This window comes from Rhodanobacter sp. A1T4 (assembly GCF_014207185.1).
Taxonomy (GTDB): domain Bacteria; phylum Pseudomonadota; class Gammaproteobacteria; order Xanthomonadales; family Rhodanobacteraceae; genus Rhodanobacter.
Map to the genome: position 1 here is coordinate 297,481 of NZ_JACHCP010000003.1, position 26,537 is coordinate 324,017.

General features: G+C 59.7%; 24 protein-coding genes, 1 tRNA gene and 1 other RNA gene. 17 read left to right on the forward strand and 9 right to left on the reverse strand.

Features of this window, described 5'->3' with window-relative positions; translation table 11 throughout:
• Positions 1-34: 34 nt before the first annotated feature.
• On the reverse strand, positions 35-1,513 hold the full coding sequence (locus HDE80_RS07620; protein ID WP_184669464.1) for an MFS transporter: 1,479 nt from the start codon (positions 1,511-1,513) through the stop codon (positions 35-37).
• A 162-nt stretch (positions 1,514-1,675) separates the two neighbouring features.
• On the opposite strand from HDE80_RS07620, the gene ligA reads away from it, so the two are divergent.
• The 3 genes from ligA to HDE80_RS07635 are packed head-to-tail and all read left to right on the forward strand — an operon-like array spanning position 1,676 to position 5,493.
• The gene (gene ligA / locus HDE80_RS07625; protein ID WP_184669466.1) at positions 1,676-4,111 is read left to right on the forward strand and encodes an NAD-dependent DNA ligase LigA; all 2,436 of its coding nucleotides are present in this window, start codon (positions 1,676-1,678) and stop codon (positions 4,109-4,111) included.
• On the forward strand, positions 4,108-5,073 hold the full coding sequence (gene epmA / locus HDE80_RS07630) for an EF-P lysine aminoacylase EpmA (protein ID WP_184669475.1): 966 nt from the start codon (positions 4,108-4,110) through the stop codon (positions 5,071-5,073). Before ligA ends, epmA begins: the two co-directional genes overlap by 4 nt.
• 6 nt (positions 5,074-5,079) lie before the next feature.
• On the forward strand, positions 5,080-5,493 hold the full coding sequence (locus HDE80_RS07635; RefSeq protein ID WP_184669493.1) for a VOC family protein: 414 nt from the start codon (positions 5,080-5,082) through the stop codon (positions 5,491-5,493).
• A gap of 10 nt (positions 5,494-5,503) precedes the next feature.
• Here HDE80_RS07635 and HDE80_RS07640 read toward each other — a convergent pair whose 3' ends face one another.
• A complete protein-coding gene (locus HDE80_RS07640) occupies positions 5,504-7,387 on the reverse strand; it encodes a DUF1302 domain-containing protein (protein ID WP_184669496.1) in 1,884 nt (627 codons plus the stop codon).
• A gap of 177 nt (positions 7,388-7,564) precedes the next feature.
• Here HDE80_RS07640 and HDE80_RS07645 point away from each other — a divergent pair, with 177 nt between their 5' ends.
• Positions 7,565-8,872, forward strand: a complete 1,308-nt coding sequence (locus HDE80_RS07645) for an MFS transporter (protein ID WP_184669498.1) — start codon at positions 7,565-7,567, stop codon at positions 8,870-8,872.
• A gap of 28 nt (positions 8,873-8,900) precedes the next feature.
• Here the strand turns inward: HDE80_RS07645 and HDE80_RS07650 are convergent, their stop codons facing one another.
• Positions 8,901-9,587, reverse strand: coding sequence for a DUF2461 domain-containing protein (locus HDE80_RS07650; RefSeq protein WP_184669501.1), 687 nt, complete (start codon positions 9,585-9,587; stop codon positions 8,901-8,903).
• A gap of 107 nt (positions 9,588-9,694) precedes the next feature.
• On the reverse strand, positions 9,695-11,131 hold the full coding sequence (gene sbcB, locus HDE80_RS07655) for an exodeoxyribonuclease I (protein WP_184669510.1): 1,437 nt from the start codon (positions 11,129-11,131) through the stop codon (positions 9,695-9,697).
• A gap of 129 nt (positions 11,132-11,260) precedes the next feature.
• On the opposite strand from sbcB, the gene orn reads away from it, so the two are divergent.
• The 4 genes from orn (at position 11,261) to HDE80_RS07675 (ending at position 15,156) form a co-directional block, all read left to right on the forward strand.
• Entirely contained in the window at positions 11,261-11,827 is a 567-nt protein-coding gene (gene orn, locus HDE80_RS07660) for an oligoribonuclease (RefSeq protein ID WP_184669512.1), read from the forward strand.
• 45 nt (positions 11,828-11,872) lie between these two features.
• The gene (gene folP / locus HDE80_RS07665; RefSeq protein ID WP_184669514.1) at positions 11,873-12,796 is read left to right on the forward strand and encodes a dihydropteroate synthase; all 924 of its coding nucleotides are present in this window, start codon (positions 11,873-11,875) and stop codon (positions 12,794-12,796) included.
• A 63-nt stretch (positions 12,797-12,859) separates the two neighbouring features.
• Complete coding sequence (gene glmM / locus HDE80_RS07670) at positions 12,860-14,227, forward strand: phosphoglucosamine mutase (protein WP_184669516.1); 1,368 nt, start codon at positions 12,860-12,862, stop codon at positions 14,225-14,227.
• On the forward strand, positions 14,224-15,156 hold the full coding sequence (locus HDE80_RS07675; RefSeq protein WP_184669518.1) for an isopenicillin N synthase family oxygenase: 933 nt from the start codon (positions 14,224-14,226) through the stop codon (positions 15,154-15,156). The genes glmM and HDE80_RS07675 overlap by 4 nt, the downstream gene beginning before the upstream one ends.
• A 33-nt stretch (positions 15,157-15,189) precedes the next feature.
• Here HDE80_RS07675 and HDE80_RS07680 read toward each other — a convergent pair whose 3' ends face one another.
• Positions 15,190-15,999: an SDR family oxidoreductase gene (locus HDE80_RS07680; protein ID WP_184669520.1), complete on the reverse strand. Its 810-nt coding sequence runs from the start codon at positions 15,997-15,999 to the stop codon at positions 15,190-15,192.
• A gap of 125 nt (positions 16,000-16,124) precedes the next feature.
• On the opposite strand from HDE80_RS07680, the gene tpiA reads away from it, so the two are divergent.
• From tpiA to HDE80_RS07705, 5 genes are all read left to right on the forward strand, one after another.
• Positions 16,125-16,889 (forward strand): triose-phosphate isomerase, encoded by a 765-nt coding sequence (tpiA, locus tag HDE80_RS07685; RefSeq protein WP_184669522.1) that lies wholly within the window; start codon positions 16,125-16,127, stop codon positions 16,887-16,889.
• 8 nt (positions 16,890-16,897) lie between these two features.
• Positions 16,898-17,326 carry a preprotein translocase subunit SecG gene (secG, locus tag HDE80_RS07690; RefSeq protein ID WP_184669524.1) on the forward strand — a complete coding sequence of 143 codons (429 nt, stop codon included), beginning with the start codon at positions 16,898-16,900 and terminating at the stop codon, positions 17,324-17,326.
• A 27-nt stretch (positions 17,327-17,353) separates the two neighbouring features.
• A tRNA-Leu gene (locus HDE80_RS07695) sits at positions 17,354-17,438 on the forward strand.
• 338 nt (positions 17,439-17,776) lie between these two features.
• Positions 17,777-18,022, forward strand: coding sequence for a hypothetical protein (locus tag HDE80_RS07700; RefSeq protein ID WP_184602303.1), 246 nt, complete (start codon positions 17,777-17,779; stop codon positions 18,020-18,022).
• A gap of 184 nt (positions 18,023-18,206) precedes the next feature.
• Entirely contained in the window at positions 18,207-18,860 is a 654-nt protein-coding gene (locus tag HDE80_RS07705; RefSeq protein ID WP_184669526.1) for a response regulator, read from the forward strand.
• A 90-nt stretch (positions 18,861-18,950) separates the two neighbouring features.
• Here HDE80_RS07705 and HDE80_RS07710 read toward each other — a convergent pair whose 3' ends face one another.
• Positions 18,951-22,145, reverse strand: coding sequence for an Rne/Rng family ribonuclease (locus HDE80_RS07710; RefSeq protein ID WP_184669528.1), 3,195 nt, complete (start codon positions 22,143-22,145; stop codon positions 18,951-18,953).
• Between the two features lie 334 nt (positions 22,146-22,479).
• Between HDE80_RS07710 and HDE80_RS07715 the strand changes: the two genes are divergently transcribed.
• The gene (locus tag HDE80_RS07715) at positions 22,480-23,478 is read left to right on the forward strand and encodes an RluA family pseudouridine synthase (RefSeq protein WP_184602300.1); all 999 of its coding nucleotides are present in this window, start codon (positions 22,480-22,482) and stop codon (positions 23,476-23,478) included.
• Between the two features lie 30 nt (positions 23,479-23,508).
• Here the strand turns inward: HDE80_RS07715 and HDE80_RS07720 are convergent, their stop codons facing one another.
• On the reverse strand, positions 23,509-23,850 hold the full coding sequence (locus HDE80_RS07720) for a 4a-hydroxytetrahydrobiopterin dehydratase (RefSeq protein ID WP_184669530.1): 342 nt from the start codon (positions 23,848-23,850) through the stop codon (positions 23,509-23,511).
• Between the two features lie 149 nt (positions 23,851-23,999).
• Between HDE80_RS07720 and HDE80_RS07725 the strand changes: the two genes are divergently transcribed.
• The gene (locus HDE80_RS07725) at positions 24,000-24,608 is read left to right on the forward strand and encodes an NfuA family Fe-S biogenesis protein (RefSeq protein WP_184669532.1); all 609 of its coding nucleotides are present in this window, start codon (positions 24,000-24,002) and stop codon (positions 24,606-24,608) included.
• A gap of 67 nt (positions 24,609-24,675) precedes the next feature.
• Here the strand turns inward: HDE80_RS07725 and HDE80_RS07730 are convergent, their stop codons facing one another.
• A complete protein-coding gene (locus HDE80_RS07730; protein ID WP_184669534.1) occupies positions 24,676-25,029 on the reverse strand; it encodes a cytochrome c in 354 nt (117 codons plus the stop codon).
• 18 nt (positions 25,030-25,047) lie between these two features.
• On the reverse strand, positions 25,048-25,371 hold the full coding sequence (locus HDE80_RS07735; RefSeq protein ID WP_184669536.1) for a cytochrome c: 324 nt from the start codon (positions 25,369-25,371) through the stop codon (positions 25,048-25,050).
• 276 nt (positions 25,372-25,647) lie between these two features.
• On the opposite strand from HDE80_RS07735, the gene ssrA reads away from it, so the two are divergent.
• Together ssrA and HDE80_RS07745 are read left to right on the forward strand one after the other, a co-directional pair.
• Positions 25,648-26,002: a transfer-messenger RNA gene (gene ssrA, locus HDE80_RS07740) on the forward strand.
• Between the two features lie 219 nt (positions 26,003-26,221).
• On the forward strand, positions 26,222-26,395 hold the full coding sequence (locus tag HDE80_RS07745) for a hypothetical protein (protein ID WP_184669538.1): 174 nt from the start codon (positions 26,222-26,224) through the stop codon (positions 26,393-26,395).
• Positions 26,396-26,537 lie beyond the last annotated feature (142 nt).

A 26,537-nucleotide genomic window follows, 5' to 3' on the forward strand; every position in this document is an offset into this window, starting at 1 on the left:
GCAGGCGGGTGGCATGCGGTGGCGCGTATGTTGATCAATGCGCGGTGGCAGTACCGGACAAGGGACGATTTTCTGGCAGTCGGCTGAAAATGCGGCTGGCGATTGCGGTGATGCCACCTAGCAAGACTACGGTCCAGCGGAACGCGACGATGTACTGTTCGTGCGCGTGACCCTGCAGCAGTGCTTCCATCAACAAGGTGGCTAGTGCAATGCCAAAACTCATCGCCAGATACTGCGCGGTCGAGGCCATCGACGAGGCCATCGAGGCGTGCTTGATGTCGAGATCGTTGTAGATCAGCGTGTTCATTGCGGTGTACTGCATGCCGGTGCAGCTGCCATAGGCGAACACCAGCAGGGCGGTCGCCCACATCGGTGTGGTCGGGCCGAGCAGGGCAAACATTGCCATCAGCACCGAGGCGATCAGCGTATTGCCCAGTAGCAGGCGGCGATAGCCAAAGTGGATCAGCGTGCGGTTGATCGCCCACTTGGCGCTGATCGAGCCCAGCGCCTGCGGCACCATCATCAGTCCGGCCATTAGCGGCGACCAGCCGCAGCCTACCTGCAGAAACAGCACCAGCAGCAGAAACATGCCGGAGATGCCGAGTCGGGTGAACAGGCCGCCGGCCAACGCCACCCAAACGCTGCGCACGCGCAGCAGGGTGAGATCGGCGACTGGATATTCCGTGCGGCGGCTATGCCAGACGTAGGTCGCGCCTAGCAGCAACGCCAGCAATGTGCACAAACCAATGTGGCTCCAAGGCACCGGCGTGCTGCCAGCCAGTTCAGAGGCGGTGAGCAGCAGTGCCGAGGCAGCCGCAAACATCAGGAAACCGGAGAGATCGAAGCGGTTCGCATGATCGAGCCGGTAGTCCGGCATGTCGCGCCGGTTCATCCATACGCCGGCAATCGCCACCGGCACATTGATCAGAAAAATCAGCCGCCACGAGGTGAACTCCACCAGCGCGCCGCCCATTAGCGGCCCGAGTACCGAGCCGAGCAGGCCAAAGGTCGCCACGGTGCTCATGGCGCGGACGAATTCGCGCTTTTCGATGCTGCGGACAAGGACATAACGGCCTACCGGCATCAGCGAGGCACCGCCGACGCCTTGCAGCACGCGCGCGGCGACCAGTTCGGGCAGCGTCTGCGCAAGGCCGCACAGCAGCGAGCCGGCGCCAAACACGACGATGGCGAGACCGAATACCCGGCGCGTGCCCAACCTGTCGCACAGCCATGGGCTGGCCGGGATCAGAATCGCCAACGTCAGCACGTAACTGGTCAGCGCGGTGCGCATCCCAAGTGGCGTGACGTCAAGTGCCGAAGCCATGGCTGGCACCGCGGTGTTGACCACGGTGGAATCCAGCGACTGCATGAAGAAGGCGGCAGCCACCAGCCAGAGCAGGCCGCGGTAACGTTCTCGTGAGGAGATTTCCGCCACCACCTCTGAAACCGTGGCGGGCGCGGCAACAGTGGCGACGGCGGCGCGTGACTCTGCGGCGGTGGCATCGGCTGACATAAGCCGCTCATGATACCTGCTGTGACAGCTTGATCCGCGTGAAAGATGTTTTAGGAGTCAGGCCGGCTTTATCTACGGGTGGAAGCTCGGGCGCTATCAATCTGCTGATAGTCATCCGAAAGCCGCCGGTATCGTTAAACTTCGACGATCCAGGAGATTTGCATGACCGAACGTCCAGCCCCCGCCGATCCCGCAGTGCGCGCTACTGAGCTGCGTGTTGCGATCGAGCAGGCCAATTATCGCTATCACGTGCTCGACGACCCGCAATTGCCTGACGCGGAATACGATCGCCTGATGCGCGAACTGGAGGCGCTGGAAGCCGAGCATCCGACATTGGCCGCTGTCGATTCGCCGACGCGTCGCGTCGGTGCTCGCGCGAACGGTGGATTTGCCGAAGTGCGGCACGCACTACCGATGCTGTCGCTCGGCAACGCGTTCGAACAGGCCGGCGACAACGACCGCGAACGTTTTCATGAAGTCGCCGAATTCGAACGTCGGATCGAGCAGACGCTGGATCGTCGTGAACCGCTGTTTTCTGTGGAACCCAAGCTCGACGGTCTGGCGATTAGCCTGCGCTACGAGAATGGCGTGTTTGTGCAGGGCGCGACCCGCGGCGATGGTGAAACCGGTGAGGATGTCACCGCGAATCTACGCACGGTGCGCGCCATTCCGCTGCGCTTGCGCAGCGGAAAAGATGGCGATCATCCGCTGAGGCTTCGCGATGAAGGCTGGCCATCGCTGCTCGAAGTGCGCGGTGAGGTCATCATGCTGCGCAAGGATTTCGAGAGTTTCAACGAACGCGCCCGTGCGCATGACGAGAAGCCGCTGGCCAATCCGCGCAACGGTGCGGCGGGCTCATTGCGCCAGCTCGATCCTGCAATCACGGCAAAGCGGCGGCTGAGCTTTTTCGCTTATGCCATCGGCGTTGTCGAAGGCGGCTCGCTGCCGCCGACCCATTCGCAGACGCTGCAGCAATTGCGCGACTGGGGCTTTCCGGTATCGCCTGAAGTCGGCACGGCAAAGGGCTTCGACGGGCTGATCGCCTACTTTCAGCGCATCGGCGCCAAACGTGACACGCTGCCGTACGACATCGATGGCGTGGTCTACAAGCTCGACGACTATGCCGGCCAGCGCGAGATGGGCTTTGTCTCGCGCGCGCCGCGCTGGGCGATTGCACACAAGTTTCCCGCACAGGAAGAGATGACCCGTCTGCTGGATATCGAAATCCAGATCGGCCGCACCGGTGCGGCCACGCCGCGGGCTCGGATGGAGCCGGTGCAGGTGGGCGGGGTCACGGTCACGTATGCAACCTTGCACAATGCTGACCAGATTGCCCGTTTGGACGTTCGTATTGGCGACACGGTGATCGTGCGTCGTGCCGGTGACGTGATTCCCGAAGTCGTGCGCGTGATCGAGGATCAGCGTCCCGCGGACACCGTACCGTGGACGATGCCGACGCACTGTCCCGTCTGCGGCTCCGATCTGCTGCGCGAAGACGGGGCGGCGGCGTTTCGCTGTTCCGGCGGGTTGATCTGTGCGGCACAGCGCAAGGAGGCCATCATCCATTTCGCCTCGCGCAGGGCCATGGATATCGAAGGCCTCGGCGAGCGTTTCGTCGATGCCTTGGTGGAACTCGATATCGTCAAGACGCCGGCCGATCTTTATGACCTCACCGTCGAGCGGCTTGTGACGATGAAGCAGGCCATCGACGAGCGTGATGGCACCACACCGGAAACCGTTAAAGCCGGGAAAGTGGCCACCAAGTGGGCAGAAAATCTTGTCGATGCGATTCAGGCCAGCAAGCAGTCGACGCTGTCGCGCTTTCTGTTTGGCCTTGGCATCATGCATATCGGCGAGAGTACGGCAAAGACGCTTGCCGCGTGGTTTGGCCGTCTGGATATCGTGCGCGTGATGCCGGCACCTGTTTTACGCGTGTTGCCGGATATCGGGGAAGAAGTCGCCACGTCGATTGCCGGTTTTTTCGCGCAACCAGGCAACGAGGCGGTGGTCGATGCGCTGCTGGCGGCTGGCATCGTCTTCAGCGACGAGTCCTCGCCTTCGCCAAAGCTGCGCGATCGACTTGGCCTCGCCGTGTTGCTGGATACGGCGGACATTCCCAAGCTCGGCACCAAAACCAAGAGTGCTGAATTGCTGAGCCGGCATTACGCGACACTGGCAGCCTTGCAGAAGGCTGGCTCCGCACACTGGATCGTCGCCGGGTTGCCCTCGGCTGTAGCGACCAACTTGCAGGCATTTCTCGATGACGATGAAAAGCGTGCGCAGCTCCATGAGGTCGAACTGGCAATGCAGGTGCTGCTGCAGGCAATTCCTCAAAGTGCCCATGCCGAGGATGCTGCGCTGGAAGGTCAAACCGTCGTACTGACCGGCACCTTGCCTACGCTGAGTCGTGAGGAAGCGAAAGAGCGGCTGGAAGCACTGGGCGCGAAGGTATCCGGCTCCGTGTCGAAGAAAACCGATTTTGTGGTCGCGGGCGAAGCGGCCGGCTCAAAACTGGACAAGGCGCAAGCGCTCGGCGTGGCGATCTGGGACGAAGCGAAATTGCTGGCGCTATTGGCCAAGCACGAGCGTGCCGCGTGAGTGCCAAGAAGCTGTCGCTGATTAGTGCGCTGCAGCTGCGCGCGAAAGTCTACAACCTGATCCGCAACTTTTTCGCCGTGCGTAATGTGCTGGAAGTGGAAACGCCGATCCTGTCCGCAGCAGGCAACAGCGAACCGAATATCGAAAGTTTCAGTACGACCTTCATGGGCCATGTTGATGCGGGTGCGCCGGTGCGCTGGCTGCGCACATCGCCGGAATATCCGCTCAAGCGTCTGCTTGCCGCCGGTGTGGGTGATTGCTACGAGCTGGGTCGGGTGTTTCGCAACGGCGAGGCCGGCGGTCAGCACAATCCCGAGTTCAGCATGCTGGAGTGGTATCGGGTCGGCTGGGATCACCGGCGCCTGATGGAGGAGACGATCACGCTGGTGGAGGCCGCCCTGGCATTGGTCGGCCGGCGTGCCGAGGTGCATATCGTCAGCTACCGACAGTTGTTTCTCGATGAGCTGGGGATCGATCCGCTGCATGCACCGATCGAGGAGTTGCGCGAGCCGCTGGTCGACTATGGGATCGATCCGTCGGGGCTCACGCGCGACGACTGGCTCGACCTGCTGATCACCCACCGGCTGCAGCCGGCATTCCCGCGCGATTGCATCACGGTGATCCACGATTACCCGGCCACGCAGTGCGCGCTGGCGAAAATCCGTGCAGGTGATCCACCCTTGGCCGAACGCTTCGAGCTTTATCTCGGCCATCACGAAGTGGCTAACGGATATCACGAGCTCAACGATGCCGATGAGCAGCGCATGCGTTTCGAGCGGGATCAGGTGGTTCGCCGCGAACGTGGTTTGCACGATATGCCGATTGATCATCGCCTGCTGGCCATACTCGATGCGATGCCTGACGCTGCCGGGGTTGCCATGGGCATCGAACGCCTGCTGATGTGCCTGGCCGACACGGATGCGATCGCCGATGTGCTGGCCTTTCCCTTTCACGAGGCCTGAGCAGAGATGATTTCGCCATTGCTGAAATCGATCCACCATGTCGCACTGATCTGCTCGGATTATCCGCGTTCGCGCGCTTTCTACAGCGAGACGCTGGGCCTGCCAATTGTGCGTGAGGTTTATCGCGAGACGCGGCAGTCGTGGAAGTGCGATCTTGAGGTCAGCCCTGGCGTGCAGCTGGAGCTGTTCTCTTTTCCCGAGCCGCCACCGCGGCCATCGCGGCCGGAGGCGCAAGGTCTGCGCCATCTGGCGTTTGCGGTGGACGATATCGATGCATCAATCGCCGTTCTGCTCGATCGCGGCGTGACCTGTGAGCCGGTGCGCGTTGACGAATATACCGGCCGGCGCTTTACCTTCTTCGCCGATCCGGACGATCTGCCGATCGAGCTTTACGAAGCGGACGGAGGCGAATTGTCGTGACTCGGATCAACTAGAAATTCGCGCCGATGGCGAAGCTCAGGAAGTCATGATCCTTCAGCACGTCGTACGGTGCGTTGTCGACCCAGTTGGTGTAGCTCAGGGTGGCGAAGTAGCGTTTGGCGTATTGCGCCGCCAAGCTGATGGTATAGGGCTTGCGTCCCTGCACCAGCTGGTTGTCGACCGAGAAGCCATGCACGTCCTGGCCCCACGACAGTGCGGGTGACAGCGTCCAGCTACCTGGCAGCGAATAGTTGAGCTGGCCTTTCAGGCGATAGCCCCACGCTTGGCGCGTGTAGTACCCCTGGCTCACGCAACCTTGTGGATTTTGTACGGGCGAGCAGCTGCCGTCGCTGTATTGCGGTGAGAAACCCCAGGCGAAGCCGCGGCCATAGCGCGCTTCGGAGAGCGGCGGCAGATTCGCATGACTCCACACGGCCTCGCCCGCGAGCGTTGCGGTGTCCGCACCCCATACGTCATTGAACAATCGCGTGGCATTGATTTGCGCCTGGGTCTTGTCGAAGCGGTCGTAGCCCTGCAACGTGTCGCCGGGCAGCAGTACTGCCATGCGGCTGCCAATCGGGCCGCCATTGCGGGTCAAGGCGGCGAACATGTCGGCCGTATTGATCTGCACCGGTTGGTCCGCGGTGTACGACACTTCGGCGGCGACCTTCCAGTCGCCGATATGCTTGGAGGCGGACAAGCCGGCGATATGGATGCCATTCGGAAAGGCCCAGTATTCGGTAATACCGGATAGCCGCTTCGATAATGCTGCATCCGCTGCCGGTACGCCGGCCGCTTCCAGCGTCGGGATCAGACTGTTGTTCTCGATCGCCGGATTGATCGTGGTGGCATTGAGAAAAGGCGCGCGCGAATTGATACGCATGTAATACGCGCCGAAATCAGTGCCGATGCTCTCGGCCTTGTAATGCAGCGAAAGGCCGAACTGTCCTGTGTTGCTGCCATGCAGATCGTTGCCGCGCGGCAGGATGCCGCCGACCGAATTTTGGTAACCGTCGCTGAGCCACTGCCCGGCGCCCTTCGAGTAGGCGTTGAGCGGGTAGTAGGCGTTGCTCTCAATACCCGCGCAGCCGCGGTCGATACCCAGGTCACTCCCCGAGAAAAACGTCCCACAGGGATCGTACTCGTTCGGCCGCCACTTCCACTGGTAGAAACCTTCAACACTTAACGGGCCATCAAAGGTCAGCTTGCCCCACAGCATCTCGACCGGTAGCTGCGCTTCGGTGGATGGATCGGTGCCGGGGCGGTGCAGGGTGGTGTAGTCGGTGGGGTTGATCTGGTTGATGTTCTGCACGAACAGATCCTCGCCCCAGTGGATGTTTTGCTTGCCTAACCTCACGTCCAAGCCCGTGTTGTCGCCCAGCGTAAAGTGGTCGTAGAGGTAGGCGTTGAGAAACATGAAACCGGAAAATTGGTTGTCGCGATCGAAGCCGCGATCGCTGAGTGGGCGATTGGGCGTATAGCCGTTCGGCGTATTGCCCTGTGGCACGTCGCGGTTTTCCAGCGCGGCGTCGTACCACGCGCGTGCGCTCACATCGATACCCAGGTTGCCGTATTTCAGATCGACGCCGCTGACAATTTTGTACAGGTTGGAGTAGACGTCTCCCTTGCCGTAGTTGAGGTTGCCATCGTCGGCGGTGTCCGCACCGTCGCCGCCTTTGGGTTTGCCATTGGATTCGAAACCTTTGCCGACGAGATGCGGCGACGCATTGCTGGTGCGCATGGCAGCGCCTGCGACGAGTCTTGTATTCCATTCGCCAATGATGTCGCCGTTGGCGAGCGTGAAATTCTCGGCGTGCAGCGGCAATGCGAGAGCAAGCAGCATGCCTGCAAACAAGCTGGTACGACGGGCGAAACTCTTCGAGGCATGGCGCATGGCGTTGGTTCGTTGATCAGTACAATGGCGGTTTATAGCATTTTGCTGTCATGGCATCTATTGTGTTTTGGACGGCCATATGCGTTTCGCCAACTCGCGCATGAAATGGCTTTCCTGGTCGTTGGATTGGTGTATGGTCGCCAGCCAAGACCTCTTTCAACGCCCAGCGAGCCATTGATGCCCCACGACACGCCATCATCGTCATCGATCGTCCGCCCTCTCAACCGCAGCGATGCACGAACGCTGACACTGTCGGCGCTAGGCGGCGCGCTCGAGTTCTATGACTTTGTCGTGTTCGTTTTTTTCGCCAAGGTGCTGGGGCAGCTGTTCTTTCCGGCCAACGTCGCGCCCTGGCTGGCGCAGTTGCAGGTGTATGGCATCTTTGCCGCCGGCTATCTGGCGCGACCGCTCGGCGGCATTGTGATGGCGCATTTCGGCGACAAGCTGGGGCGCAAAAAGATGTTCACACTCAGCGTGTTCTTGATGGCAGTGCCCACGCTGGCCATTGGCTTGTTGCCGACATACGCACAGCTGGGTCTGATCGCACCGCTACTTTTGCTGCTGCTGCGCATCGTGCAGGGCATTGCGATCGGCGGAGAAGTTCCTGGCGCCTGGGTGTTCGTCGCCGAGCATGCACCGGTGGGCCGGATCGGTTTTGCCTGCGCGGCACTGACCTGTGGGTTGACCGCCGGCATCCTGATCGGCTCGCTGCTGGCCGCGGGGATCAGCAAGCATTATTCAGCGGATCAGGTTCTGGCCTTCGCCTGGCGTATTCCGTTCGTGCTGGGCGGCATCTTCGGTTTCGTCGCGGTGTGGTTGCGCCGCTGGCTCAGCGAAACGCCGGTGTTTGCCGCACTGCGCGAACGCAAGCAGCTGACACAGGAGCTGCCGCTGAAAGCCGTGCTGCGCGGACATCTGGTCGGTGTATGGCTGTCGGTGCTGGTGACCTGGATGTTGACCGCGGGCATCGTGGTGGTGATCTTGATGACGCCGACGTTGGCACAGACCCGGTTTCATCTGGCACCGGCGCTGGCGTTTGAAGGCAGCAGCGTCGCCGCTTTGTTCCTTTGTTTCGGCTGCCTAGGCAGTGGATTGCTGGTTGATCGCATCGGCCGTGGCTGGTCGTTATTGCTGGGTTCGCTTGCTCTGTTGGTGACGACGTATGCGCTGTATCTGGATCTGGCTGCGGGCGGTGCGCATTTTCTGCCGTTGTACGCCATCGCCGGGTTTAGCGTGGGCGTGGTGGGCGTGGTGCCTTCGGTGATGGTGGCAGCGTTTCCACCGCCGATACGCTTCACCGGCATTTCGTTCTCCTACAACATCGCCTACGCAATCTTTGGTGCAATCACACCGCCGCTGATTGGCTGGTTCGCCGGCAAGCTCGGCCCACTGGCGCCGGCGCATTATGTGGCGATCACCGCCGTCGTGGGCGTCGTCGTGGCGCTGTATCTACTGGGTTCGCGCCGCGCCTTTTACGAGCGTTGAATCATCGAGCAATGAACCGTCCGGGTGTTCAGAACTCGAGTTCTTGTGCCGCGCACAGGTAATCGATCAGCGGCGACACCTTCTTGAAGGTCGACACCGTCCACGGCAACAGCTCGTCGGAGCACGCGAGTTCTTCGGTGAAGTAAGCCGAGGCGACGAAATCCTTGCGCTTGAGATCATCGATCAGCTCATGCGTTGCCTCGTAGCCGCGGGGCGGTCGGCTGAGCGACTCGCCACCCATCTGCAGGTGCTCGCGAAACGCCTTGCCTTGCGTAGCGCGCTTCCACGTTGCCGGGTTGTCGACGATGAATTCGCGGATGTGCTTCAGTGCATCGGACTCGGGGTGCCACATGCCGCCGCCGGCAAAGCAGTCACCCGGCTGGATGTGCAGGTAGAACGACGGTGCCGGGATCTCGTGCCGGCGCTCGTGGAAAAACCGCGAACCCTGCCACGGCTTGTACGGTAGCTTGTTGTTGGAAAAGCGCGTGTCGCGAAAGATGCGGAACAGTGAGCCGCCGTTCTTGCGTGGATCGGCACGGTAGTGCGCGCTGATCTTCGCCAGTGGTGCCTGCAGATCGGTGATCAGCTGCAGAAACGGCTCGCGCACGTGGCGCTCGTAGTCATCTTTGTGCGCATGAAACCATTCGCGGCTGTTGTGGCGATCGAGCGCGGTCAGAAAGCGAAACGTGTCAGGTGTGAAGTAGGTTTTTGGCATGCGTGATGATCAGAAGGTGGGCTGAGTGAGGGATCGGTAAGCGTTTAACGTCGAACATGGTTGCAGGGGATGGCGATCGAATCGAGGGGTGGCCGAGCCGGGTTTGTTCAGATGCTGGCGGCGAGCTCCTCACCCCAGGCCTGCAACTGGTCGAGTAGGGGAATTTTGCCTTGTGCCTGCGGATCGGCCCGCAATTCGGCGAGTCGCGCAAAGTAGTCGTCCAGCGTGAGTGCAGTCAGTGAAGTGTGCTTGGTCAGTCGCATTCGACGGAAAGCATCCCATCGCACCTGCTCGCCGGCATCCAGGCTATGAGGCCAGTTGCGTGCGCGGTAGCGAAACAGCAGTTCCGGATAGCGCGCATCGCGAAACGGAAACACGCGTTGACCCAGCTGTTCGGAGGGCGTGGCGCGCACCTGTGCCAACAGTTTCTTGTCGGCGTCGGGCAGAAAGCCGCCGCCGTAGAGTGCCAGTTCGGGATCGTCCGGTGGTGGCAGTTCGGCGGCGCGCTGAAATACGCGGCGCAGTTTTTCAACCAGGCCATCAGCTGCGCGCAGCACATCGCGATGGGCCATGCACCTGCCTGCATCGAGTTGCAAGCGATTTGTGTCGATACCTTGCAGCACCGATAGCGGCGCCAGCGCGGGCGCGTGATTGGCGCGAACGGTGCGTAGCGGAATGCGCTCGATGCCCTCGGGTAGATCAGCGCGAGCAGTGAAGATACGGTCGGCGATTTCCTCTTCGTCCAGTGCCAGCCAGTCCGCTGGATCGGTCGCGAGGTCGTACACGATCACTTCGCCTGCGCGGTTGGGATGCGGCGCCAGTGGGGCAATGATCGTGAGGCAGTGCCGGTTGGCCGGGTAGCGCGAGGACACATGGACTACCGGCGTCATGCCGATCACATCGAGCATCTCGAATACTTTCTGCTTGCGGCGCAGACCGTAATACCAGTCCCACAGGCGCGGCTGGCGCACGCGAATCAGGCGTGCCAGATCGATCAGTGCATAGACGTCAGACAACGCGTCGTGGGCGCGTTCCTGCGTGAGCTGGTTGGCTGTGGCCAGATGCTCGAGCTTGAAGCTGGGCGAGCCATCATCGCGCTTTGGCCACACGATACCTTCGGGCCGCAGCGCCTGGCACATGCGTACCAGGTCGATGAGATCCCAGCGCGAATTGCCGTTTTCCCACTCGCGACCGTACGGCTCATAGAAATTGCGATACAGCATCTGCCGCGTGAATTCATCATCGAAGCGCAGCGAGTTGTAGCCAACGCCGCAGGTGCCGGGCGTCGACAGCTGCTCATGCACGCGTGCGGCGAATTCGCTTTCGATCAAGCCTTCGCGTTCGGCCAGCTGCGGCGTGATGCCGGTGATCATGCAGGCATCGGGATGCGGCGGCATCTCGCGCGACGGCTTGCCGTAGAACATCACCGGCTCGCCGACAATCTCAAGCTCTAGCGTGGTGCGAATGCCGGCGAATTGCAGCGGGCGATCGCGCCGTGCGTCGGCGCCAGAGGTTTCGTAGTCGTGCCAGAAAAAAGTCTGCATGGCGTGAATCATCGCACGGAGAAAAGTCGCAAAAACTTAAAAGCCCATCGTCACGTAGATACGTAGGCGAATCTATTTAGATAGGCAGACGGAGCAAGACTGATAAACTGCTTATCCAAAGGAGTACCCATGAGCCTCGTGAACGAAGAAAACCTGATCTGGATCGATCTGGAAATGACCGGTCTCGATACCGACAACGACTCGATTCTGGAGATCGCCACGATCGTCACCGACAGGGACCTCAATCTGCTGGCGGAGGGCCCGGTATTTGCGATTCGTCACGAGATCGACCGGCTCGAATCGATGGACAGCTGGAACAGTAATCAGCATCACAAGTCGGGTTTGTGGCGCCAGGTACTGATCTCCGAAACCGATCACGCGATGGCCGAGCAAGCCACGGTCGACTTTCTGCGTGCTTGGGTACCACCGGGGAAGTCGCCGATGTGCGGCAATTCGATCTGCCAGGACCGCCGCTTCATGCATCGGCAGATGCCACGGCTGGAGCGCTATTTTCACTACCGCAATCTTGACGTTTCCACGCTCAAGGAGCTCGCCCGGCGCTGGGCCCCGAATATCGCCAAGAGCTTTGGCAAGGAATCGGCGCATACGGCGCTGTCGGATATCCGCGACTCGATCGACGAGCTGCGCCACTATCGCCGTTACATGGGTGAGCTGGGCGGATCGTCCGCTGCCTGATGTCTCGCCAGTCTTTTCGGATATCGCAATTCTGAGGTGACACGCATGTCGATCGATCCGTTTACCATCGATGCGTTTGCACCGGTGCTGGATTGTGCCGGGCGCGCGCTGCGGCTGGATCGCCCGCGCGTGGTAGGCATCATCAATCTCACGCCGGACTCGTTTTCGGCCGACGGCCTCCATGGTCAGGTCGATGCCGCCGTAGCGCAGGGTTTGCGCATGGCCGAAGAGGGTGCCGATATGCTCGACATTGGAGGTGAGTCGACTCGGCCCGGTGCGACGGAAGTTTCGGTCGAAGAAGAGCTTCGCCGGGTGTTGCCGGTCATCGAACAGCTGATCGCACGCACCCAGTTGCCTATTGCCATCGATACCTCCAAGCCGAAAGTGATGCGTGCCGCGGTTGCTGCTGGTGCGGGCATGATCAACGACGTCTACGCGCTGCGTCGCGAAGGTGCACTGGATGCCGCGGCGGCATTGGGCGTGCCGGTGTGTCTGATGCATATGCAGGGCGAGCCCGGCAGCATGCAGGCCGATCCGGAATACGACGATGTGGTTGGCGATGTTCATCGATTCCTCACCGATCGGCTGTTTTCCTGCGAGCTGGCGGGCATCGACAAGCGCAAAATTCTGGTTGACCCCGGCTTTGGTTTCGGCAAGACGCTGGAGCACAATCTGGCGCTACTCAGTGCGCTGGAACGCTTTGGCAATCTGGGCAGCGGCGTGTATGTCGGGCTGTCGCGCAAGGGCATGATCGGCACACTCACGGGTAAAACCGATCCCGCCGAACGCGCCGCCGGCTCGGCCGCTGCAGCGCTGATTGCCGTGCAGCGTGGCGCGCGGATGGTGCGCGTGCACGATGTTGCTGCCACGGTGGATGCGCTAGCCGTATGGCGTGCAGTACGCGCGATCGATACTGTTCCGAAGCGCGATCCGAAGACGGCGGTGCCTCGCTGGCCGGATGATGAGTGAGCGCTTCAATCGTCGCAGCGTTATGCTCCAGCGAATGAAATACCTTCAAAGCGGCAAGACACGATGAATCAACGCAAGTATTTCGGTACGGACGGTATCCGCGGTCTGGTCGGCCATTGGCCTATAAGCGCGGATTTCATGCTGCGGCTGGGACGCGCCGTGGGTGCCGTGCTGGTGCGCGAGGGCCGGGATCGGCCCAAGGTGCTGATCGGCAAGGATACCCGCGTGTCCGGCTACATGTTTGAATCCGCGCTGGAAGCCGGTCTGGTGGCGGCCGGCGCGGATGTCGGCTTGCTGGGTCCGATGCCAACGCCCGCCGTCGCGTTTCTCACCCGTTCAATGCGCGCCAGCGCTGGCATTGTGATCAGCGCGTCGCACAACCCACATCACGACAACGGCATCAAGTTTTTTTCAGCGAATGGCGAAAAGCTCTCCGATGCGGTCGAGCTGGCGATCGAGCAGGAGGTCGATGCCGACTTCGTCACCGTCGATTCCGAGCGACTGGGCAAGGCCCGACGCATCGATGATGCAGTAGCGCGCTACGCCGAGTTCTGCAAGGCCACCGTGCCGGAGGATTTCAGCCTGCGCGGATTCAAGCTGGTGATCGACTGCGCACACGGCGCGACCTATCAAGTTGCGCCAAAGGTGTTTACCGAAATGGGCGCCGAGGTCATCGTCATCGGTGACAAACCGGATGGCTTCAATATCAATCGCCAGTTCGGTTCTACCCACCCGCAGGCCGTGCAGCAGGCTGTACTGGCACACGGTGCCGATATGGGCATGGCTTTTGACGGTGATGGTGATCGGCTGGTGCTGGTCGATCGCCATGGCGCGCTGGCCGACGGTGACGATATTCTTTACGTGCTGGCTCGCAGCCTGCACACACGTGGCCTGCTGAAGGGGCCGGTGATCGGCACGTTGATGAGCAATTTCGGCCTGCAGCAGGCGCTGGCGGAAATCGACGTGCCGCTGATCCGCGCCAATGTCGGCGATCGTTATGTGATGCAGATGTTGCGGGAGCATGGCGGCATGCTGGGCGGCGAAACGTCCGGCCACATCCTTTGTCTGGATCGGGCCACAACAGGTGATGGCATCGTCGCGGCACTGGCGGTGCTCGAAGCCCTGGCGCTGTCCGGTCAGGATCTGGCGTTGGCGCGCACGGGCCTGCAAAAATTGCCGCAGGTCATGCTCAACGTGCGTTCCCTGGGTGCGCGTGAAGCACTGGCGGGAACGGCGGTACAACAGGCACTCGCCGAAGTGGAGAAGACTCTCAGCGGCCGCGGTCGCGTCGTGCTGCGCGCTTCGGGAACCGAGCCGCTGGTGCGAGTGACTGTAGAAGCGGTGGATGCTGTTGAAGTGCAGCAACTGGCCGAACGGCTGGCCGACGTCGTAAAATCATCGGCCCTGACGTATCTCGCCGAAGCCTCATGAAGCACGTTCCCACGCTGGATATTCGTCGTTACGACACTGACCGTGACGCATTCGTCGCTGAACTGGGCGCGGCTTATCGCGAGTTCGGTTTTTGCTGCATCAGCGGGCACGGTATTGCACGCGAACTGATCGACGATTCCTACGATGCGTTCCAGCGCTTTTTTGCATTGCCGACCGACGTCAAGATGAAGTATCACGTGCCCGGTAGCGGCGGTGCACGCGGTTATACGCCTTACAAGGTCGAGACCGCCAAGGACAGCAAGCATGCTGATCTTAAAGAGTTCTGGCACATCGGTCGCGAGATCTCTCGAGATTCAACATTCGCTGATGTGATGCCACCCAATTTGTGGCCGGCCGAAGTGCCTGACTTCAGGCCGCATGGTTACGCACTTTACGAAGCGCTGGATCAGCTGGGTACGCGCGTGCTTTGCGGCTTAGCACTGCACATCGGGTTGCCCGAACATTATTTCGGCGACAAGACTGATCAGGGCAATTCGATTCTGCGGCCGATCCACTATCCACCGATTACGCAGGACAACATCCCCAACGAGCGCGCTGGGGCGCACGAGGACATCAACTTCATCACGCTGCTGGTTGGCGCCAGTGCCGAGGGCCTGGAGGTTCTCAGCGAAGGCGAATGGTTGCCAGTAACCACCGAAGGCGATGCTATCGTGGTGAATATCGGTGACATGCTGCAGCGGCTGAGCAATCACGTATACCCATCGACATCGCATCGCGTGGTCAACCCACCGAATGCGAATGCGCGCAAGCCGCGTTATTCGGTGCCGTTTTTCCTGCATCCGAATCCGGACGTCGTGCTTGATCCCGTCGTACAGTGCATCACGCCGGATAACCCGAGCCGTTACAGCGACTCGATCACGTCGCATGAGTACCTGATGCAGCGATTGCGCGAGATCAAGTTGATTTGAGCCACGCCGTCTGAAGCTGGCTGGCTCAAGCGTCTACTCGCTGCCGTTTCGATAGCGTTTTGATTGCTTGGCCGACAGCGCCAGCGCGAGTCGATCTGGCACGAGTTCAAACAAGGCCTTGATGAACCGGTTGACTCCGCCGGTGACATGGACCGCTTCGCCACGTTCCACCGCGTCAACGCCTTGTCGTACCACCTCTTCGGCGGTGAGCCACATGAAATCGGGCAGCTTGTTCATCTTGTCACGGGTGCCGGTGACATCATGGAATTCCGAGCGGGTAAAGCCTGGACACAGCGCGCAGACGTTGACACCGGCCAGCTGGTTTTCCAATGCCAGCGACTGCGAAAACTTGATCAGATAGGACTTGGTCGCTGCGTACAGCGTATGTCCTGCGGTACCCGGGAGAAACCCGGCTAGCGAGGCCACGTTGATGATGCGGCCATAGCCGCGTTCGCGCATGCCGGGCAGCAACCGCCAGGACAGCTCGGTGGGCGCGGTCAGCAGCACTTGCAGCGAATCAGCGTGAGTGGCCCATGGACTGGCGACCAAGGCGCCTGGCACCCCGTAACCAGCATTGTTGATCAGCCAGTCGACTTTCAGCCCGCGTTCGTCGAGCGCTGCTGTGAGCTGTTGTGGCGCTGTCGGATCGGCAAGATCGCTGGGCAGAACGGTCACCGTGGTGCCGTGTTTTTCGCGCAACTCGGCGGCCAGCGACTCCAGTCGATCGACGCGCCGCGCGGTGAGCACCAGATCATGGCCCTGCGAGGCGAGCTGCCGCGCGAACGCTGCACCAATGCCGGCAGAAGCACCGGTGATCAAACTGAGTGGACGGGATGGAGACATGTGGCATTCCTCGTGACAATGCCCATTCTCGTCCGTATTACGCAATGGACGCCACCGGCTTCATCGGTTTGCTGATGTTCCGCCCCATCGGTAAGCTTGCAGTTTGATTGAAGCGGAATCAGACCATGCGTACGAAACTCGTCGCCGGCAACTGGAAGATGCATGGCAGTCGTTCGATGGCTGCGGCCTTGGTCGATGGGATCGTTGCAGGCAAGCCGGCTTCCATCGATGTGGCCATTTTCCCGCCGTTTCCCTATATCGCTGCGCTGGCTGAGCAGCAGGGTGATTCCGGGCTGGCCGTTGGCGCGCAGGATGTCAGCGAGCACGAGGGGCAGGGTGCCTATACCGGCGAGGTTTCCGCTGCCATGCTCCGCGACATTGGCGCGCAGTGGGTGTTGGTCGGTCATTCAGAACGTCGTCACTACCACGGCGAAAGCGATGAGCTGGTCGCGCGCAAGTTTGCTGCTGCCCGCGCTGGCGGCCTGACACCAATCCTCTGCGTCGGCGAGACGCTGGAGCAACATGAGGCGGGCGAGGCGCAGGCAGTGATAGCTCGCCAGCTGCAGGCCGTACTGAAGCTCAACGAGATAGCTACTTTTGATACCGCCGTGATCGCCTACGAGCCAGTCTGGGCCATCGGAACCGGCCGCACGGCCTCCCCGGAGCTGGCACAGCAGGTACACGCCTTCATTCGTAGCCAATTGGAAAAAGAAGATGTTATAATTTCGCGGCTAACAAGACTGCTTTACGGCGGTAGTGTCAAAGCGGCCAACGCCGCCGAATTATTCGCGCAAGCGGACGTGGATGGAGGGTTGATCGGAGGCGCTTCGTTGGCGGCATCTGATTTCCTCGGCATCTGCAACGCAGCGCATCAAGCGCAACAGGCCTAAAAGAAACCATGTTCGTTATTTTCAGCGTGTTTTACATCCTGATCGCTGCGGCAATGATCGTACTGATCCTGCTGCAGAACGGTGCGGGCGCCGATGCCGGTTCCGGCTTCGGCAGCGGTGCGTCGGCCACGGTGTTTGGTGCGCGGGGTTCGGCAACGTTCCTTACGCGGGCGACTGGCGTACTCGCGACACTGTTCTTCCTGCTGAGCCTCGGCATGGGCATCTACCTGCACGCCAACGGCCAGCCGCACAGCGCCGCCAGCGATCTGGGCGTGATGTCCGGCGTGACCGGCACGGCCAAGCCGGCGGCGACAACTACAGTCCCGGCGAATTTGGAAGTCCCGTCGGCCGCACCAGCCGCTCAGCCTGCTGCGCCAGTCAAAGCCAGCGATCAGGGCGAAGTGCCGGCAGCAAAAGAGCCAACGAAAAAGCATTAAGTTAAGTAAGTAGTAAGTAATACACCTGCCCAGGTGGCGGAACTGGTAGACGCACTACCTTGAGGTGGTAGCGACGTAAGTCGTAGGGGTTCGAGTCCCCTCTTGGGCACCAACAAAAGTTTCAGTGCATAATCAATTGCACTGGAATTTGTAGTAATAAGGAAACCGTCTTCTGACGGTTTTTTTATGCGCCGCGTTTGGTCAGGATCAGTCGGCTTTGGGTACTTTCGACCGTGTTAAGAGGTGGGCCGGAATTTTCCTTCCTTTGGGGGCAGGCGTCATGGGCTAATTTTTTGAGCAGCAGTCTCGCGGTAATTCCCGCACAACGTATGTGGGCGCTGGCTGACATATCGCACGTATGCAAAGTGGCACATTGCGTGCTTGGATCGACGTAGATAAACGGCCGTTCGTCGTTTCAATATTGAATGTTTCAAGGATGGGATTGCTGCAATGGTGATTATTTCGCTGAAGCAGGGGCCTAAGGGTAGTTGGAGTGTTAGCCGCGCCCACGTAACGCTGTTCAGCGATCTTCAGCTTGATGCTGCCATCGCGCTGGCCAAAGAAGTGGCGCATGACGAGCACCTGCGTACCGGTCGCCCCATCCGCGTTGAAATGCCTGGGCATGCATCTACATTGGTGCTCGCAAGATATCTGGACACGCCCGAGGCTTCTGCCAACGATGTGATGGAAGCTTGAGTCATGCTGGTCATGGACTCAGCTCGAATCATCGAGCTTGGCAATCTTGAATATTACCGATGGTTGGATTTTGATCGATGCCCCGATTTGACCAAATCAAGCCTTGTTCGACGCGATGGTGCGCGGCCTTTGGCGCAATGCACTCTGGAAAGGGATTTAATCGAGCTATTCAAGGAGGGATGAAATGATCAATGTCGTTTTGGTGGATGATCACGAGCTGGTTCGAACCGGCTTTCGCATGATTCTGCAGCAGCAGTCGGATATCAGCATTGTCGGTGAGGCAAGCAACGCCGAGGAAGGGCTGCGACTTATCCGTACGCTGTCGCCCGATATCGCGTTGGTCGACGTGCATATGCCGGGGATGAGCGGTGTCGAGCTGACCGAGCGGGTGTGTCGTGGGAAAATGTCTACCCACGTCGTCATCGTTACGGTTGTTGACGATGCGCGGTTTCCGAAGCGACTTCTTGATGCCGGTGCGCTTGGTTACTTGACCAAGGGTTGCACGGCCGATGAGCTGGTATCTGCTGTGCGCCAAGTAGCAACCGGCCGCCGTTATCTGGCTCCGTCCGTCGCCCAGCAGCTGGCGCTCGCCACGCTTGATGGAAGCATGTCACCGTTCGACGTCTTGTCCAGTCGTGAGCTGGAAGTGGCGATGATGTTGGTGCGAGGCAAGCCGCTGACGATTATCGGTGAACAACTGAATCTGAGCCCGAAAACCGTGTCGACGTACAAGCAACGGCTGATGGAAAAGCTGCACGTCGATCATGTCCTCAGCCTGGCTCATCTGATGACGGTGCATGGTTTGCTCGACACTTCAAATCATCAAGTGGGTAGCTGATGTCGAGCTGTTGCAGAAGAAAATTCTGAGATCGCAAGTAATAAAAAACCGGACAATTGTCCGGTTTTTTATTACTTCATGAACTGCTGATCAAACGTTCGAATCTTTCTTCTCATGATCCAAATGCGCTGCTTCAGGAACATCCGCATGACTGCTCAGAGACGTGGAGTCGGAATGTGTTGTCTGAGCCAGCAGGTCACCTTGCTTGGGCAGCGGGGCGACCGGCACGTTCACCTTGACCTCATCAGACCTGACCTCATCAGACGTTTCCGCATGCGGCAAGTGAGATACAACCGACGCAGGGATGGGTTTGATTGTCTGGCTGGACAACGTTGCCGATTCGGGCTTCGTCTCGGCATTTGCCGACGAGATATGCTCCACGTTTTTGTCAACGTCATTGAAAGTCGCAGCTGGCGATGCGGCGACTTCAGTGCTGATAGTCGGCACCGACAGAGTCTGCGGTATTTCGACCGCCGCACTGACGCGGGCAACTGCGTATGTCGTTTCCGGCTGGCTGGCATAGGCAGGTTCTGACGGAGCTGCAATTGTCAGTTCGCCTGAATGCCCGGCGTCTGCATCAACCGCTGACGATCCGGCTTGATCAGGGATAGGCGGAAGCGTTGGCAGATTAAAGCTGGTAGGAGCAGGCAAGGTCGTGCCTACGAGGCTATCCGTTGACAAATCATGGCTCGGCTTGGGCGATTCGCTATGGGCGACAAACGCATTTTCTACAGTGACCGGAGCCGATTCGGGGACATCAGACGAAATTGACGACGGCACTCGCTGGAGTGTCTCGGCTTGGGCGTGCTCAGTGATTTGCTCAACCGGTACAACGCTTTCAGTCGCTACCGCAACCGATGATGGCGATGACTCGCGGCGCGCCGCCAGCTTCGATGAGTCGATGCTTTCCATCGGATCATTGCGATCTTCGTCATCGAGACCTTCCGTCTGTGAAGCGTCGAGGTTGGTTCCGTTCGGAGTGGTTTCGTCATGACGACGGCGGCGACGGCCACCCCGACGGCCGCGACGACGACGTGACTGGCTGCCATCGGCGTCTAGCGTGCTATCGGCGGATTCTGGCGCAGCCGATTGAACCGGCGTAGCGGCGAGCTGCGCTTCCTTCGCAGTCTCTTCCGGTGATTCGCCCAAGGGGCGATCATTCACGGTGGCAGGGCGCGGCTGACGCTCGGCCTTGGGCTGCTGCGGATTGGGCTTACGCTCGGCGCGTGGTTGATTGCCATCAACCGCTGCAGGCTTGTTGGGCTGACGCTCGGCCTTCGCCGTCTGCGTCTGCGTCTGCGGCTGTTGGGGTTGGCGTGGTTGCTGACCGTCGTTGTTGCGCTGACGGTTGTTTTTTGGTTGTTGCGGCGATCCGGATTTCGCTGCACCTTGCGCTGACGATTCGCGGCGAGGCTGCTGCTGGCGCGACGCCGATCCATTCGGGCCGCTACCGCCGCGACCCGATCGCTCATCGCGGCGACCACCACGCGCATTGTCTTTATCTTTGTCTTCATTCCGTTGCTTGGCGACCGGAACAGGGGCCGCGGCCTCTGAACCACGGAACCAACCCAGCAGACGCGACATCAATCCACCGGATGACGGTGTAGCGATAGCTGTGGACTGATGGCGGCTAGTGACCGGCGCTTTTGCAGCGGCGCTCGCGGCAATTTCTTCGCGCATCGGGGCAGGGCTGGAAGGCATGATACCGCTCACCGCGGGCTGTTCGCTGCTGCCCAGTACCTGGCCCATCTTGGGCAGATCGGTCGGCTCTACGGCGGTCAGTCGTTCGTAGCTGGGCTTGCTGTGATCGCCCATGTCCGCTTCGCGGATACGCTGAATCTCGATATGGGGTGTTTGCAGCTTTTCGTCGGCGATGATCATCACATGCACCTTGTGGCGCATTTCGATCTCGACCACGCTGGCGCGCTTTTCGTTGAGCAGGAAATTGACGACGCTCGACGGCGCCTGCACCAGCACCTGGCCGGTGCTTTCCTTCATGGCGTGTTCTTCAATCAGTCGCAGCGTCGACAGTGCCAGCGATTCCACGCCGCGGATATGACCGTGGCCTTCGCAGCGCGGACAGACGATCTGCGATGCCTCACCAAGGCTGGGCCGCAGGCGCTGGCGCGACATCTCGAGCAGGCCGAAGCGCGAGATACGTCCGACCTGGACGCGCGCGCGATCGTGTTTCAGGGCGTCCTTGAGACGATCCTCGACGTCGCGCTGATGCTTCGGGCTGTCCATGTCGATCAGATCGAGCACGATCAGGCCGCCGGCATCGCGGATGCGCAGTTGGCGGGCGATTTCCACCACCGCCTCGCAGTTGGTATTGAACGCGGTTTCCTCGATGTCGCTGCCCTTGGTGGCCTTCGAGGAGTTGACATCGACTGCAGTCAACGCTTCGGTCTGATCGATGACGATCGAGCCACCGGATGGCAGACGCACCTGGCGGTCAAACGCGTTTTCGATCTGCGTTTCGATCTGGTAGCGGGTGAACAGCGGCGTGTCGTCACGGTACAGCTTGAGCTTGCGCAACGCGTTCGGCATGACCTGCTGCATGAAATCGCGCGCGTCGTTGTAGAGCGACTCTTCGTCGATCAGGATTTCGCCAATGTCGCTGCGCAGGTAGTCGCGCAGAGCGCGGATAAACAGTTTCGATTCCTGGTAGATCAGGAATGGTGCCTTCTGCGAAACAGCTGCAGCAGAGATCGATTTCCACAGTTGCAACAGGTAATCGAGATCCCACTGCAGCTCTTCGGCATCGCGGCCAAGGCCGGCGGTGCGCACGATCAGGCCGACGTCGTCGGGTACGGTAACGTGGTCCAGGGCTTCTTTCAGTGCCTGCCGATCTTCACCCTCGATGCGCCGCGAGACGCCGCCGGCTTTCGGGTTGTTCGGCATCAGCACCATGTAGCGGCCGGCGAGGCTGATAAACGTGGTCAGCGCCGCGCCCTTGTTGCCACGCTCTTCCTTTTCGACCTGAACGACGACTTCCTGGCCTTCCTTCAGCAGCTCACGGATGCTCGCCTTGTGGGGGTCAAGTCCGGTCGTGAAATAGTCGCGGGAGATTTCCTTGATCGGCAGAAAGCCGTGTCGCTCGGCGCCGTACTCGACAAAGCAGGCTTCCAGCGAAGCCTCGACCCGCGTGATGCGGCCTTTGTAAATATTGGATTTTTTCTGTTCCCGTGAAGGGATTTCGATATCAAGGTCGTACAGGTTTTGGCCATCGACAATGGCCACACGCAACTCTTCACGCTGAGTCGCGTTGATCAACATACGTTTCATGGTGGTTTCCTCGGCTTGGCCGCGCGTCGCGTGCCTCGGTGGCGCCTGTGATGGCGGCCTGCCGGGGATCGCGCCGCTGCGGTTAAGCGGCAAAATGAACGGCACCGTTGCCGGTGTCGGGATGATTCGGTCAACTACGCCTGCTGCCCCGATACCCTATGGCACCGGACAACAGCAACCCGAACCGTTACGATGAAAGGGAGTCGAGGCTGGATGCCAAAGGGCAACCGCCGCAATCCTCGCCGACGTGACGGGCCGTCATTCGACCCGATCCAGACATCGGTGGGAAGAATGTGGCGCTCGCCGAGTATCCTATTTCATCAGGTTTTTTTCAATGCAGACGGTAACTTCCCCCGACGCACCTCAAGGTGTACGTCAAGTCGCGATCGGTCCTGAACGGGATGGTCAGCGCATCGATAACGCGCTGGTAACCCTGCTCAAAGGCGTGCCCAAGAGCATGATCTACCGGCTTTTGCGTACCGGACAGGTGCGCGTCAACGGCAAGCGGGCCAAGCCCGATACCCGTCTCGCCGACGGCGATATGCTCCGTATTCCGCCGGTTCGCGTGGCTGAACGTCCCGAAGGCAAGGGGCCGGCCACGGGCATGGTCGCTCAGGTGGCCGATGCCATCATCTTCGAAGACAAGCACTTTCTCGTGATCGACAAGCCTTCGGGCATTGCCAGCCACGGCGGCAGCGGCGTAAGCCACGGAGCGATCGAGCTATTGCGCGCGGCCAGACCGCAGGAGCACCTTGAGCTGGTGCATCGGCTGGACCGGGACACCAGCGGCGTGCTGGTATTTGCCAAGACGCGGGCTGGACTCACCGGCCTGCAGGCGGCCATTCGGGCTGGTGAAGTGACCAAGCAGTACCTCTGCCTGATGCTGGGGCATCCGTCCAAGGCCAAGTTCGATGTCAATGCGCCGCTGCTCAAATCGGTGCTGCAGGGCGGCGAGCGGATGGTGCGGGTCGCCGATAACGGCAAGCCTTCGCTGACTTTTTTCAAGGAAATGGAGCAGTACCCGAGCGCACGCCTGATGCAGGCCACACTCGGTACTGGCCGAACCCATCAGATCCGTGTTCATGCGGCCCACATCGGTCATCCGCTGGCGGGTGATCCGAAATACGGCGATCGCGAGATGAACAAGCGTTTTCGCGATATGGGCTTGCAGCGGATGTTTCTGCATGCGGCCCATCTGAGCTTTGAACTTGAGGATCGTTCGTACAGTTTTTCCGCGCCGTTGCCAGACGATCTCAAGGATTTCCTCGATGTGCTGTCGGTGAAAGGCAAACGGCTTTTGTATCTCAAGGAAAAGTCGCGCACCGATTTTTAATCACCGGTGCACGAAGCGGTCAGCGCTGCCTCAGCGCGCCAGCAGGCCTTCGACACGAGCGGCGCAGATAAAGTCGTTTATCGATAAGCCACCCACGTCGTGGGTTGACCACAGCAGCTGGCAATGACCGTAGCCCGCTTCGATGTCCGGGTGATGATCCTCGTGATTGGCCATAAACCCCACCGCATTGATAAATCCCAGTGTGTGGCGAAAGTCATTGAATTTGAAGTCTTTGACGATGGCTTGCTGGTCGTCACTCAACGTCCAGCCTGGTAGCTGCTTTAGAAAAGTGGTTACTTTTTCAGCATTCAGCAGGTGCTGCTCGCCCTTCAGTGGCTTGCAGTGCTGGCTGGCGAGGTCAGTTGTGGTCATGGATGGTTCCGGTCAGTGAAATAGTTGTTCAAGCGTCGAGCGTGAATGTCTGAAAGTCAAAGTCGCGCATTGAAAGCGAAACAGGACTAAAATGGTGCTGTTTCGCCTGCGTCAAATCGCAGGCATGAGTCAGACTTTTCGGAGCAGGCATGATCGACATCTCGGAACGCGCGCAGCAGCATTTTCTGCGACTTCTTTCGCAGCAGGGTAGTGATGGCATGAGCATCCGCCTGCGCGTAACGCAGCCCGGAACGGCAGCAGCCAATTGCGAACTGGAGTTCTGCGAGCCGGCTGACCTAGCTGGCGGTGAGTGGACGATCGAATGCACAGGGTTTGATTTCCATGTCGATGGTGAGAGCGCTCGCTGGCTCGAAGGCGCCACCATCGACTTTGAAACCAACGCCACCGGTGGCCAGCTCAATATCCGCGCGCCGAAGATCAAGGGTGATGTACCTGGCGCGGAATCCGGCTTGATCGAGCGTGTCCGCTACGTGCTCGATGCCGAGATCAATCCACAGCTCGCCTCGCATGGTGGCAGGGTCACGCTGTTGGAAATCGATGCCAGCGGTGCTGTGTTGCTGCAGTTCGGCGGCGGCTGTCACGGCTGCGGCATGGTCGATGTAACCCTCAAGCAAGGCGTCGAAAAAACCTTGCGCGAACGCGTGCCCGAGATAACCGCGGTTCGTGACGCGACAGATCATGCAGGTGGCGAGAAGCCTTATTACAGCAAGACCGAAGGCAAATCCGCGCTTGGTTGATTCGATAGCGCTCTATCCCCATAAAAAAGCCCGCAATCGCGGGCTTTTTTATGCAATCGCCGCGAGATTATTTGTCGCCTTCGACATGACCTTGCAATGTATCCAGCTTGGTCGGCAGGCTGGAGAAGTAGGCTGCAATGTCCTCGATATCCTGATCAGACAACGTCGCATCCATCCCCTTCATGATCGCGTTGTTACGTCGACCGTCTTTGTACTCATGCAGCGCCTGCTGGATGTACTCATCGTACTGACCGGCGAGACGCGGATACTGCGGGTCGACTGCGTTGCCATCGGTGCCATGGCATGCAAAGCAGGTGCCGGCTTTCTTTTTCCCGTTCTCGGCATTGCCACTTGCAAGCAGTTGCGTAGATGCAAACGCCAGGATGGCGCCGAATGAAAGCAGGGTAAGCGCACGTTTCATGCGGAGAGTCCTTGGCGACTACTGGGCGAGGCTGGAAAGGTAAGCGGCGACGTTCTGAATGTCCGTGTCGGACAGACTCTGCGCCTGCGCGCCCATCGTCGGATGCGTGCGGTCACCGCTCTGGTAGCCATGCAAAGCGTTGATGATGTATTGCTCGTTCTGCCCGGCGATTTTCGGCACCGGATACTGCGGGTAAGCATTGCTGTAACCAGGCACACCATGGCATCCAGCGCAGGTATAGATCAGTTTCTTTCCGGCGGCCTTGTCACCTTCGGCATGCACACCGGCAGTGGCAAATAGGGCAGTGGCCGCGGCCATGCCAAGCAGTTGCAGTCGAGTCATCGAGATCATTCTCACGATTGCGGCGGAGTCGCGGTCATGTAAGCGACTGAGTATAGAGGTTGCATCGTGGCCCGAACAACACTCCGCTTTCATGCTGCCCACGCGGGCTTGTGCCTGCGTCATTGATCTTGCGCGCTCGCTCGAACAACTTGCCGTTAGCTACATTTCGTCGTGGTTTCGAGTTACCGGCCAGGTAGTGAATCAGGCAATGTGACGGATTAGATTGATGATCGGGTCGCTGTCCCCATATACTCGGGAGGTTAAATCGTTTTCCCCGGGGGTGTTCTGGCTTCGACGGGGGTAGTGAGATGACTTGGTGCATGCCGAGGGGGCAGCTTTCCTCGTAAATCCAGCAGCAAACTTCTAGTTGCCAACGACGACAACTACGCTCTCGCCGCTTAAGGCGTAAGCCCCGAACCCACTTGTGCTCGTGCTCGTCGGTGTAGGGTCATTATCACGGGATCGCCAAAGACTGCCGCCTGGCGGTACTAGGTCAAATCAATCAGGCTGGTTCCGCGGTGCGCTTTGCCCATCGTGCTTGTCGCGGAACGAGATCGAACGTTGAGCTAAGCATGTAGATCCGGGCGTTGAACGCTCTCGGACGCGGGTTCGACTCCCGCCACCTCCACCAACAATGGCCTCTAAGTGCTTATGCACTTAGAGGCCTTCTTTATTGCGAAACCGCCTCGTTGCTTAGGCTTAGTTTCGCCGAATCTCTCGACTTTAGCCGGATCAAATAGCTGGGAAGGGGGCAAGGCAACTGACCTGACTCAAAATTGCATTGGTCATTTCAATTTTAGTGCCCACGAACGTCATGGAGAGATCACAGCAAACACGCGGGTCGAACAAATTGAATGAGCTGACCAACCAACCCGGAGCCGAAGCCATCGACAATCAGGTAGTTATCCGCTGGGTAGTGAGATTAGTTGCGACTTCTTGTTCGCTGATCGTCAGCGCGCTGATTCTCGTTGTTCTTGCCATTTTCGCGGTCGGCAACTTTATTACGGAGGCGGCCAGGAAATAAAACAGATTGCCCTGGCTACCCAACCAGCGAAGATAGCGTTTCCATCCGCAGCATGATCCGGCTCGCATGCAAGTCAATCCGCGCAGCTGATTGCTTGGCATATTTTAGGGTTTGTCAAAACTTGGAAACAGCTAAACCCTTA